This is a genomic window from Rhizobium sp. GN54, from assembly GCF_021026345.1.
GTDB lineage: Bacteria > Pseudomonadota > Alphaproteobacteria > Rhizobiales > Rhizobiaceae > Mycoplana.
This window is the reverse complement of sequence record NZ_JAJNCZ010000006.1, coordinates 259,054-271,328: the sequence shown is the minus strand read 5'-3', so window position 1 is coordinate 271,328 and position 12,275 is coordinate 259,054. Positions and strand designations below refer to the sequence as shown.

Genomic DNA, 12,275 nt, shown 5'->3' with positions numbered 1-12,275 from the left:
CGTTGCGTCTGCACCTTCTTTTGATCGTCCTTGCGGCCGCGTTTTCGGCCTCGCCGGCGCAGGCGTTCGCGCAAGCGGCGGCGCCGGCAGCAGAGAGCCAGAGCTCGGGGCTGCTGGATCTTTTGCCAGCGGACGCCGTCACCCGGCATGTCCTCAAGCGCCCCGCCGGCGACCTCCCCTACACTGCCACAGCCGGGACGATCGACCTGCGGGGACAGGACGGAAAGGTCAACGCCAGGCTGTTCTATACCGCCTACGTCGCCGACGACGGTGGCCCCGACCGGCCCGTCACCTTTGCCTTCAACGGCGGGCCGGGGGCGGCCTCCGCCTACCTGCACCTGGGGCTCGTCGGCCCGCGGATCCTCGAGTTTCAAGGCGCCAACGGGGATGGAACGCGGCCGGCCCTTTCCGACAATCCGGACAGCTGGCTCGACTTCACCGACCTCGTCCTGATCGACCCGGCCGGGACCGGCTGGAGCCGGGTCGCCGACAAGGCAGCGGAACCCGCGTTCTACGGCGTGCGGAGCGATGCGGAGAGCATCGCGAAATTCATCGCCCTCTATGCCCAGAAACAGGGTCGCCTCGCCTCGCCGAAATTTCTCCTGGGCGAGAGCTACGGCGGCCTGCGCGCCGCAAAGGTCGCAAGCGCGCTGAAGGACAGCCAGGGCATCCTCGTCTCCGGGATCGTGATGGTATCGCCGCTGATCGAGGGCAGCTTCATCTTCCGCCCCGGTAACGATCCCCTCGCCGCCGCCCTGCAACTGCCCTCGCTCGCCGCAGCCGAACTGGAGCGCAAGGGCAGCTTCACCGAGGAACAGGTGGCCACGGCCGCGCGATGGGCCATGCGCGACTATCTGGTCTCGCTGGCCGGTCCCGCACCTATCGGCGAGGAGGCCGAACAGCTCTACGGCCGCATTGCCGACCTGACCGGCATCGCCAGAGAGGATGTCGCCCGCGCCCGCGGCTTCGTCGGCGATCTCTACCGGAAGAGCCCCGGCGGCGCGACCGGCAAGGTCGCCAGCCCCTATGACGCGGCGTTCCTGTCGGACGACCCCTACCCCGAAAGCCGTTCCGGCCGCGGCGACGACGCCATCCTGGACGGCTATACGCGGGCCTATGGCGCGGCCTTCGCCGCCTATGCCCGCGACGAGTTGCGTTACGTCACCGAGATGACCTATCGCCTGCTCGATACCGGCGTGAACCGCCAATGGGACTGGGACGGATCGCGATCCACCACCGGTGCCACGGACGAGTTACGCACGCTCTTCTCGGTCATCCCCTCCTTCCGCCTCCTCGTCGCCCACGGCTACAGCGATGCGCTCACCCCCTATGGCGTGAGCCGCTACATCATCGAGCACATGCCCGCCTCCCTCGTCGAGGACCGCGCGGAGCTGAAAGTCTATCGGGGCGGCCACATGTTCTATACCGATGCCGGGGAGCGGCGGCGGTTCAGCGCCGCTGCCCGAGATTTCTACCAAAGACCACCCGGCGGATAATGCCGTCGTTCTTGCAAATCGGCCCGGCACCCGGCTATTTGTCCTGCAGGGCCTGAGGCGGCCCGCAGTCCGCGCCCATCGATCCGGGCATGGCGAACGCCTCCCTGATCTCTCCTGACCGTTTCACCGTCGGGCGAAGACGTCGGCAACGCGGACACTGACGAAGGCTTTGCCCTGACAGGGGAACGTTTATGCGCGACTATCGCGACGCGAAGGCAATGGCGAAAGCCTTGCGAGAAGCACTTGCCCGCCGCAGCCTCGAAATCACCCACAGCGAAGCGCTGGAGATCGTTGCTCGCCAGTTCGGCCTGGCGAACTGGAATCTGATGTCCTCCCGCATCGAGGCTACGGCGGACGAGGCGATCGCCTTCGAGCGGGCGGTGCCGATCGTCCGGATCTTCGACGTCGCCAAGGCGCACGAGTTCTATCTCGGCTTCCTCGGCTTCACGGTCGACTGGGAACATCGCTACGGTCAGAACTTCCCGCTCTACACTCAGATCTCGCGGGCCGGCCTTCATCTTCATCTGTCCGAACATGCAGGCGACGCGACGCCAGGCGGAAACATGGTCGTCTACATGAAGGGCGTGCGCAACCTGCAGCAGGAACTGGCCGCAAAGGACTATCGCTACATGAAGCCCGGCCTGCAGGATACGGACGGAAGGCTGGAGGTCGAGGTGACCGACCCCTTCGGCAACCGTATCCGCTTCATGCAGATCAAGGCCGGCTGACGCGGCCGCTTCGTCGCAGCCACTTGCGCTTTTGCCGGCGGGGGACCATCCTCCGCCAGGCCTGTCAGTCGACAATGGCAGGGGACAGCGAAAAGAAGTTGGAATGGGAGAGTAGCATGCTCGACAAGCGCAAATTCTACATCGACGGCAAGTGGGTCGACCCGATCCGGCCGAACGACCTCGAGGTCATCAATCCGGCCACCGAGAAGCCGGTCGCCTGGATCTCCATGGGCACCGCCGCCGACATCGACCGCGCCGTCGCCGCCGCGAAGAAGGCGTTTTCCAGCTACAGCCAGACGAGCGCCGACGAGCGCATCGCACTTCTGGAAAAGCTGCTGTCGATCTACAAGCGCCGCTACGACGAGATGGCCCGCACGATCACGCTCGAACTCGGCGCTCCGATCACTATGAGCACAGAGCAGCAGGCCGACGTCGGCGTCGGCCACCTGCAAGGCTTCATCGATGCGCTGAAACGGCTGAAAGGCCGCGAGGTGCTGCCGAACGGCGACGTCGTCCGCCGCGAGCCGATCGGCGTCTGCGGCCTCATCACGCCCTGGAACTGGCCGATCAACCAGATCGCACTGAAGGTCGTTCCGGCGCTGGCGACCGGCTGCACCTGCGTGCTGAAGCCGTCCGAGTTCACCCCGCTCAATGCGCTGCTCTATGCCGAGATGGTCGACGAGGCCGGCTTCCCCGCCGGCACGTTCAATCTCGTCAACGGCGACGGCATCGAATGCGGCGCGGCCCTTTCCAAGCACAAGGACATCGACATGATGTCGTTTACGGGCTCGACCCGTGCCGGCATCGCCGTCAGCAAGGACGCGGCAGATACGGTCAAGCGCGTCACGCTCGAACTCGGCGGCAAGTCGCCGAACATCGTCTTCGAGGATGCCGACCTCGAGGACAGGGTCGCGGGTAGCGTTGCCGAGTGCTTCAACAATTCCGGTCAGTCCTGTGATGCACCCACCCGCATGCTGGTGCAGCGCTCGGTCTACGACAAGGCCGTCGAGATCGCCCGCAAGGCCGGCGAAGAGGCCCGCGTCGGCAATCCGGAGGAGGAAGGCGGCCATATCGGTCCGCTGGTCTCGCATATCCAGTTCGGCCGGGTCCAGGCGCTGATCGAGGCGGGCGTCGCCGAAGGCGCGCGCGTGCTCGTCGGCGGCCCGGGTAAGCCGCAGGGCTTCGAACAGGGCTATTTCGTCAAGCCGACGATCTTTGCCGACGTCGCCAACGACATGCGCATCGCCCGCGAGGAGGTGTTCGGCCCGGTGCTCGCGATCATTCCCTTCGACACCGAGGAAGAAGCGATCGCGATCGCCAACGACACAAACTACGGCCTTGCCGCCTATGTCCAGACCGGCAGCGCCGAGCGCGCCGAACGCGTCGCCGCCAGGCTCCGGGCCGGCATGGTCCACATCAATGGCGGCCCGCACCGCTACGGCAGCCCCTTCGGCGGCTTCAAGCAGTCCGGCAACGGCCGCGAGGGCGGCATCTTCGGGCTCGAGGATTTCCTCGAGGTCAAGACGGTCCACCGCCCGGACGCCGCCTGAGGCGAAAACCGCTCCCAGGCCGCATCAGGTAAACACTTCGGGCGCATCGCAGGATGCGCCCGAATTTGCATCGGAGCCCGTTCACGCGTCGCCGCACGATGAAAACCCGCCCACTTAGCCTAAAAATTATGCATATCAAAAAATGCTTGATTTTTAGTCTTTCATCGCGCATTCAAGGACGACGGCTCTGGAGCGGACTGCGCCGGGGGTAACAGGACGACACGGCGGGCATGTCACCTTTCCAAATCCCCCCTGCGGTGCGAGCATGGTCCGGCGCTCTCGACACGAATGACCGGCAGTAATTCCGTGACCCGCCGAACTCCGAAGCCCGCGAGCCTCAGCGTCCTCGTCATCGATGAGAACAGCATCCGTGCCTCGATCATCGAGGTGGGCCTGCGCGAGGCCGGCTACGACAACGTCACCATCATCGACGACATGAACGGGCTTGCGCGGCGGATCATGGAGATCAATCCCGATGTCATCGTCATCGATATCGAGAATCCGAACCGCGACATGCTGGAAAGCATCTTCCAGATCTCCCGGGCGGTGAAGCGCCCGATCGCGATGTTCGTCGACAAGTCGGACGAGGATTCGATCGTGGCCGCGGTCGATGCCGGGGTTTCGGCCTATGTCGTCGACGGCCTGAAGAAGGAGCGCGTGAAGCCCATCCTCGAGATGGCAGTCAGCCGCTTCAACGCCTTCAGCCGCCTGCAGCGCGAACTGGCCGAAGCCCGGTCTGCCCTGGAGGAGCGCAAGATCATCGATCGCGCCAAGGGCATCCTGATGAAGATGCGCGGCCTGTCGGAGGAAGAGGCCTTTGCCCTCCTGCGCCAGACCGCGATGAACGAGAAGAAGAAGATCGCCGAGATTGCCCAGAGCGTGGTGACGGCAGCGGGACTGCTGATGTGACGGCGGACGGCGTGCCGGCCGGAAGCGGGCGCCCCGGGCGGAGGAAAGCGAAATGGTGATGGCGATGAACGACAGCAACACGGACGACCTGGCCGCACCGCCCCGGGCCGCGGCCGAGGGATCCCGGATGGTGCGGGCAGGCTTCATCCCGCTGGTCGATGCCTCGGTCCTGATCGCCACGGCGGAATTCGGCTTTGCCGAGAAGGAGGGCATCAAGCTCGACCTCGTCAAGGACGTGTCCTGGGCGAATGTGCGCGACCGCCTGGCCTTTCGCCAGTTCGACGTCGCCCACATGCTCTCCCCGATGCCCGTGGCCTCCATGCTCGGCCTCGGCTCCAATCCCTCGCCGACGATCACCCCCTTTTCGCTCGGGCGCGGCGGCAACGCGATAACCCTTTCGACACGATTGTTCGATCGGATGACGGCCACCGCCGGCCTGCCGGAAACGGCCGGCGCGCTCGAGAATGCGCGGGCGTTGGCGATGGTCATCAGGGATATGAAGGCGCGTGAAGAAACCCTGCCGACACTCGCCATGACCTATCCCTTCTCGTCCCACAATTACGAATTCCGCTATTGGCTGGCGGCCGGTGGCATCGATCCGGATTGCGACGTCAAGCTCGTCGTCGTGCCGCCGCCGCTGACCTCCGACGCCCTTGCGGCAGGCGCGATCGACGGTTTCTGCGTCGGTGCGCCGTGGAACATGGTCGCCTCCGAGCGCGGCGTCGGCCGCATCGTCGCCGCCAAGCAGGACATATGGCCCTCCGCCCCGGAGAAGGTGCTGGGCATGCGGCCGGACTGGGCCGAAAGCCACCCGGAAACCGTCTCCCGGCTGATCGTGGCGCTCGATGCCGCCGCGCGCTGGTGCGATCGGGTGGAAAACCACGACGCGCTTGCCGCAGCACTCGCCGACCAGCGCTACATCGCCGCTCCCGTCCAGATCATCCGCCACGTCCTTGCCGGAGAATTCAATCTCGACGCCAAGGGGAACCGGCGCGTCATCGACGACTACTTCCTGTTCCACGGCGGCTCCGCCAACTATCCGCGTCCCAGCCAGGCCCTGTGGATCTACAGCCAGATGGTCCGCTGGGGGCAGGCCGAATTGACCACCACCCACGCACGCACCGCCGCATCGGCCTATCGCCCCGACCTCTATCGCACCGCACTGGGAGAGGCGAGCGGACCGCCGGACGCCGATTTCCGCATCGAGGGCGACAAGAACGGCGACAGCTTCATGGACGGCCACATCTTCGATCCCGCCCACCTCGCCGACTACGTTTCCGGCTTTGCCGTGCGCACCGTCCGGCCCGTCGTCCGGGGGACGGAAGAGACCTGACGCCGCCACCGCAATGCACAATTTGCTTGCAGCCGCGAAAGGCCCGCCGACAGCATTCGCACAAAACATCGGCACAAATCGCAATCGCACCAGAAACAGGCATTCGCCCGGCTGCAACGATTTCCCTTTTCGTTTCAGCGCACTAGAGGCCGCCCGCAAAACTGGCACACCGCTTGCAAAGCCTATTTCGCACCGGTCAACGGCGATCGGAGCGAGATGAGCGCGCGATAGGCGCTCACGAAAGACATCGACGTCGCAAGGTTCTTGCTGTCCGGGATCCTCCCTCCCGAAGACGCATCAACCGAGCGGCGTTTTTTTATTCCCAAAATCCGGCACAAGCAGAGGGAACTCGGTATGCAGAAGACTTTCACGACCGGCATCACCCGTCGCAGCATCCTGAAGACGACGGCAACCGCGGCCTTGATCACCGCCGTGCGGACAGCCTTCCCGTCCGGCGCCTTCGCCGCCACCGCCGCGCCGGAAGTGACCGGCGCCAAGCTCGGCTTCATCGCATTGACCGACGCGGCCCCGCTGATCGTCGCGAAGGAGAAGGGCCTGTTCGAGAAACACGGCATGCCGGACGTGGAGGTGCTGAAACAGGCCTCCTGGGGCGCCACCCGCGACAACCTCGTACTCGGCGGCGCGTCCAACGGCATCGACGGCGCCCATATCCTGACGCCGATGCCCTACCTCATGCATACCGGTAAGGTGACGCAGAACAACCAGCCGGTGCCGATGGCAATCCTCGCCCGGCTGAACTACGACAGCCAGGGCATTTCCGTCGCCAAGGAATATGCCGAAACGGGCGTGCAACTGGACGCCTCCAAACTCGAGGCCGCCTTCGAGAAGAAGAAGGCCGAGGGCGGCGAGATCAAGGCGGCGATGACGTTCCCCGGTGGCACGCATGACCTCTGGCTCCGCTACTGGCTCGCCGCCGGCGGCATCGATCCCGACAAGGACGTTTCGACCATCGTTGTTCCGCCGCCGCAGATGGTGGCGAACATGAAGGTCGGCAACATGGATGTCTTCTGTGTCGGCGAACCCTGGAACGAGCAGCTGGTGAACCAGGGGATCGGCTTCACCGCCACAACGACCGGCGAACTGTGGAAAGGGCATCCGGAGAAGGCGCTCGGCATGCGCGCTGCGTGGATCGAGGCCAATCCCAATGCCGCCAAGGCCCTGCTGATGGCCGTGATGGAAGCCCAGCAATGGTGCGACAGCATGGACAACAAGGAGGAGATGTCGACCATCCTCGGCAAGCGCCAGTGGTTCAACGTGCCGCCGAAGGACGTTCTCGGCCGCCTCAAGGGCGACATCAACTACGGCAACGGCCGGGTGGCCAACGGCACCGACCTGCAGATGAAATTCTGGGCCGGCGGCGTCTCCTATCCCTTCAAGAGCCACGACACCTGGTTTTTGGCGGAGAACATCCGCTGGGGCAAGTTCACCCCCGACACCGACATCAAGGGGCTGGTCGACACCGTCAACCGCGAAGACATCTGGCGCGAGGCCGCCAGGGACCTCGGCGTCGCCGCGGCCGATATCCCGGCGACCAGCTCGCGCGGCAAGGAAACCTTCTTCGACGGCAAGGTCTTCGATCCGGAAAACCCGTCTGCCTACCTCGACAGCCTTGCGATCAAGGCAGCGTCCTGATCCCGCCGCCGGCGCGCACGGGGCGCGCCGGTCTCCCAGATCCCATGAGGAGCGCTCCATGTCCGCCCTGGCCAAGAAAGAAATGATCGCGACGGCCGCTGCCGCGCCGAAGACCGCCATTATCCTGCCGCTCGCCAAGCGCCCGGTTGCCAAGTTCGACGCAGCCAAGATCGCCGCATCGGTCGGCCGCAACGTACTGCCGCCGCTGGTGGTCCTCGCCATCCTGCTTGCCGTCTGGCAGGTGCTCTGTTCGTCGCCCACCGCCTCGCTGCCGTCGCCGCTGCAGGTCTGGCAGGAGAGCTACGACCTGATCGCCTATCCCTTCTTCGAATACGGCTCACAGGATATCGGCCTCGGCTGGCGCGTGATCGTGTCGCTGCAGCGCGTCGCCTATGGTTTCGGCCTTGCGGCCATCGTGGGCGTGATCGTCGGCGCCGTCATCGGCCAGTCCGTCTGGGCCATGCGCGGCCTCGACCCGATCTTCCAGGTCCTGCGGACGGTCCCGCCGCTCGCCTGGCTGCCGCTGTCGCTCGCAGCCTTCCAGGATTCGAACCCCTCGGCGATCTTCGTCATCTTCATCACCTCGATCTGGCCGGTCATCATCAACACCGCCGTCGGCGTGCGCAACATCCCGCAGGACTATCGCAACGTCGCCCAGGTGCTGCGGCTGAACCAGCTGGAATTCTTCTGGAAGATCATGCTGCCGTCGGCAGCCCCCTACATCTTCACCGGCCTTCGCATCGGCGTCGGCCTGTCCTGGCTTGCGATCGTCGCCGCCGAAATGCTGACCGGCGGCGTCGGCATCGGCTTCTTCATCTGGGACGCGTGGAACTCCTCGCGCCTGCCTGACATCATCGTCGCCCTCGCCTATATCGGCGTCGTCGGCTTCGCCCTCGACAAGCTGGTGGCCGCGGCAGGACGGCTGATCACCCGCGGCGCTTCGGCCAACTGAGAGGAACGATCATGACCGCCTATCTCAAGCTCGACCATATCGACAAGCACTTCGACCGCGGTGGCGTTCGCGCCGAGGTCTTGAAGGGCATCAACCTCTCGATCTCCAAGGGCGAATTCGTCTCGATCATCGGCCACTCCGGCTGCGGGAAATCAACGCTGCTGAACCTGATCGCCGGGCTGACGCCGGTGTCCGCGGGCGCCGTGCTCCTGGAAAACCGCGAAGTCAACGAACCCGGACCGGAGCGCGCCGTCGTCTTCCAGAACCATAGCCTGCTCCCCTGGCTTTCGGTCTACGAGAACGTCAACCTCGCCGTCTCCAAGGTCTTTAGCAGCACAAAATCCAGGGCCGATCGCCACGACTGGGTCATGCACAACCTCGATCTCGTGCAGATGGCCCATGCGAAGGACAAGCGCCCCTCGGAGATCTCCGGCGGCATGAAGCAGCGCGTCGGCATCGCCCGCGCGCTCGCCATGGAGCCGAAGATCCTGTTGCTCGACGAGCCCTTTGGCGCGCTCGACGCGTTGACCCGCGCCCACCTGCAGGACGCGGTGATGGAGATCCACGCCCGGCTCGGCAACACGATGGTGATGATCACCCACGACGTCGACGAGGCGGTGCTGCTCTCCGACCGCATCGTGATGATGACCAACGGCCCGGCGGCCCGCATCGGCGAAGTGCTCGACGTGACCATGCCGCGCCCCCGCCATCGCATCGAGCTCGCCTCCGACCGCACCTACCTGAAGTGCCGCGAGGCGGTGCTGAAATTCCTCTACGAACGCCACCGCTTCGTCGAAGCCGCGGAGTAAGACAATGGCTGAAAAACTCGTCATCATCGGCAACGGCATGGCACCCGGGCGCATGCTGGAACACCTCTTCGACAAGGCGCCCGGCCAGTATCAGGTCACGATCTTCAACGCCGAACCGCGGGTGAACTACGACCGCATCATGCTATCGCCAGTGCTCTCGGGCGAGAAGACCTACGAGCAGATCGTCATCCACGGCGACGGCTGGTACATCGAGCACGGCATCACCCTCTACAAGGGCCACCGGATCGTCGAGATCGACCGTGCCGTCAAGACGGTGACCTCCGACCACGGCGTGACGGAAAGCTACGACAAGCTCGTCATCGCCACCGGCTCCGTCCCCTTCATCATCCCCGTTCCGGGCAAGGACCTGCCGGGCGTCATCACCTACCGCGACCTCGACGACGTCGAGGCCATGCTGCTCGCCGCCCAGTCGCGCGAAAAGGCGGTTGTCATCGGCGGCGGCCTCCTCGGCCTCGAGGCAGCCGCGGGTCTTGCGAACCGTGGCATGGACGTCACCGTTCTGCACGTGATGCCGACGCTGATGGAACGCCAGCTCGATCCGGCCGCCGGCTACCTGCTGCAGAAGGCGGTGGAGGAGCGCGGCATCAAGGTCATCTGCAAGGCCAACACCAGGCAGATCATCGGCAACGGCAAGGTCGAGGGCATCGAGCTCGACGACGGCCGCATCATCCCGGCGACGCTGGTGGTGATGGCCGTCGGCATCCGTCCGAATGTCGGCCTGGCCAAGGACGCCGGCCTCGCCGTCAACCGCGGCATCGTCGTCGATGACGGCATGCAGACGTCTGACGGCAGCATCCTGTCGGTCGGCGAGTGCGCCGAGGTCGGCGGCATGGTCTACGGTCTCGTCGCCCCGCTCTACGAGATGGCGCGCGTCGCCGCCTCCCATCTTTCCGGCGACACCGCCGCCGCCTTCGTCCACTCCGACACGCCCACCAAGCTCAAGGTGACCGGCATCGATCTCTATTCGCTGGGCGACTTCGCCGACGGCGACGACCGCGAGGAGATCGTGCTGCGCGACGCCAGCGCCGGCGTCTACAAGCGCCTCGTGCTGAAGGACAACCGGATCATCGGCACGGTGCTCTACGGCGAGACCGCCGACGGCGCCTGGTTCAACGACCTGAAGAAGAAGCAGACCGACATATCCGAGATGCGCGAGACGCTGATCTTCGGACAGGCCTATCAGGGAGGGTCGCCGCTGGACCCTATGGCGGCCGTTGCAGCCTTGCCGGATGATGCGGAGATCTGCGGCTGCAACGGCGTCTGCAAGGGCAAGATCACCGCGACGATCACCGCCAAGGGCCTGACGACGCTGGACGACGTGCGCGCCCATACCAAGGCGTCCGCCTCCTGCGGCTCCTGCACCGGCCTCGTCGAGCAACTGATGACGCTGACGCTCGGCGACAGCTACAACCCCGCCGCCGTCCAGCCGATGTGCACCTGCACCGAACTCGGCCATGACGACGTCCGCCGCCTGATCAAGGCCAAGGGCCTGAAGAGCATTCCGGCGGTGATGCAGGAGCTGGAGTGGAAGACCTCCTGCGGCTGCGCCAAGTGCCGCCCGGCGCTGAACTACTACCTCGTCTGCGACTGGCCGGACGAATATGCCGACGACTACCAGTCGCGCTACATCAACGAGCGCGTCCACGCCAACATCCAGAAGGACGGCACCTATTCGGTCGTGCCGCGCATGTGGGGCGGCGTGACGAACGCCAAGGAACTGCGCGCCATCGCCGACGTGGTGGACAAGTACGACGTGCCGCTGGTCAAGGTCACCGGCGGCCAGCGCATCGACCTGCTCGGCATCGAGAAGGAAGACCTGCCGGCCGTCTGGGCCGATCTCGGCAAGGCCGGTTTCGTGTCCGGCCAGGCCTATGCCAAGGGGCTTCGAACCGTGAAGACCTGCGTCGGCTCCGACTGGTGCCGCTTCGGCACGCAGGATTCCACCGGGCTCGGCATCCGCATCGAGAAATTTATGTGGGGGTCGTGGACGCCGGCGAAGCTGAAGATGGCCGTCTCCGGATGTCCGCGCAACTGTGCCGAGGCGACCTGCAAGGATATCGGCGTGATCTGCGTGGATTCCGGCTTCGAGATCCATTTCGCCGGGGCCGCCGGCCTCGACATCAAGGGCACCGAGGTGCTCGGACTGGTGAAGACCGAGGACGAGGCGCTGGAGCACATCGTGGCCCTGACGCAGATGTACCGTGAGCAGGCCCGCTACCTGGAGCGCATCTACAAATGGGCCAAGCGTATCGGCCTCGACGAGATCCGCCGTCAGATCATGGGCGATGCCGACAAGCGCAAGGCCTTCTACGAGCGCTTCGTCTTCTCCCAGAAGTTTGCCCAGGTGGATCCCTGGTCGGAGCGCGTCTCCGGCAAGGACAAGCACGAGTTCCGCCCGATGGCCTCGGTCGGGTTCAACGAGGCCGCGGAGTAGTTTCCCTCTCCCCCTCGTGGGAGGGGAAAAGCAATGCCATCGACAAGGAGCGCATCAGATGAACTGGCACCCAATCGGCGACATCTCCGACATCCCGCTGCGCGGCGCGCGCTGCGTGAAGACGCCGCAAGGCAAGATCGGCGTCTTTCGCACGGCCGAGAACGAGGTCTTCGCCATCGAGGATCACTGCCCGCACAAGGGCGGTCCCCTCAGCCAGGGCATCGTTCACGGCAATTCGGTGACCTGCCCGCTGCACAACTGGGTGATTTCGCTGGAGACCGGCAAGGCGCTCGGCGCCGACGAGGGCGCGGTGCGGACCATCCCGCTCAGAAACGAGGACGGAAAGCTCTTCATCGCGCTCGAAAGCCTGATGATCGCGGCGGAGTGATG

10 protein-coding genes are annotated in these 12,275 nt (G+C 65.2%); all 10 read left to right on the top strand.

The genetic code is table 11. The features are described from left to right. Positions 1-2: 2 nt before the first annotated feature. Complete coding sequence (locus LQK81_RS17740; RefSeq protein WP_230807702.1) at positions 3-1,496, top strand: S10 family peptidase; 1,494 nt, start codon at positions 3-5, stop codon at positions 1,494-1,496. 191 nt (positions 1,497-1,687) lie between these two features. Further along, positions 1,688-2,224 (top strand): glyoxalase superfamily protein, encoded by a 537-nt coding sequence (locus LQK81_RS17735; RefSeq protein WP_230807701.1) that lies wholly within the window; start codon positions 1,688-1,690, stop codon positions 2,222-2,224. 116 nt (positions 2,225-2,340) lie between these two features. Next, a complete protein-coding gene (locus tag LQK81_RS17730; RefSeq protein ID WP_230807700.1) occupies positions 2,341-3,774 on the top strand; it encodes an aldehyde dehydrogenase family protein in 1,434 nt (477 codons plus the stop codon). 306 nt (positions 3,775-4,080) lie between these two features. Further along, positions 4,081-4,683 carry an ANTAR domain-containing response regulator gene (locus tag LQK81_RS17725; RefSeq protein ID WP_230807699.1) on the top strand — a complete coding sequence of 201 codons (603 nt, stop codon included), beginning with the start codon at positions 4,081-4,083 and terminating at the stop codon, positions 4,681-4,683. A gap of 52 nt (positions 4,684-4,735) precedes the next feature. Continuing rightward, positions 4,736-6,016, top strand: a complete 1,281-nt coding sequence (locus LQK81_RS17720; RefSeq protein WP_442967152.1) for a CmpA/NrtA family ABC transporter substrate-binding protein — start codon at positions 4,736-4,738, stop codon at positions 6,014-6,016. Positions 6,017-6,370: 354 nt separating this feature from the next. Then, positions 6,371-7,669 carry a CmpA/NrtA family ABC transporter substrate-binding protein gene (locus LQK81_RS17715; protein WP_230807698.1) on the top strand — a complete coding sequence of 433 codons (1,299 nt, stop codon included), beginning with the start codon at positions 6,371-6,373 and terminating at the stop codon, positions 7,667-7,669. 58 nt (positions 7,670-7,727) lie between these two features. After that, positions 7,728-8,621, top strand: a complete 894-nt coding sequence (ntrB, locus tag LQK81_RS17710) for a nitrate ABC transporter permease (protein ID WP_230807697.1) — start codon at positions 7,728-7,730, stop codon at positions 8,619-8,621. 11 nt (positions 8,622-8,632) lie between these two features. Next, positions 8,633-9,430: an ABC transporter ATP-binding protein gene (locus LQK81_RS17705; protein ID WP_230807696.1), complete on the top strand. Its 798-nt coding sequence runs from the start codon at positions 8,633-8,635 to the stop codon at positions 9,428-9,430. Positions 9,431-9,434: 4 nt separating this feature from the next. After that, complete coding sequence (nirB, locus tag LQK81_RS17700) at positions 9,435-11,885, top strand: nitrite reductase large subunit NirB (protein ID WP_230807695.1); 2,451 nt, start codon at positions 9,435-9,437, stop codon at positions 11,883-11,885. Between the two features lie 58 nt (positions 11,886-11,943). Next, positions 11,944-12,273, top strand: coding sequence for a nitrite reductase small subunit NirD (nirD, locus tag LQK81_RS17695; protein WP_230807694.1), 330 nt, complete (start codon positions 11,944-11,946; stop codon positions 12,271-12,273). The last annotated feature ends 2 nt before the right edge of the window (positions 12,274-12,275 follow it).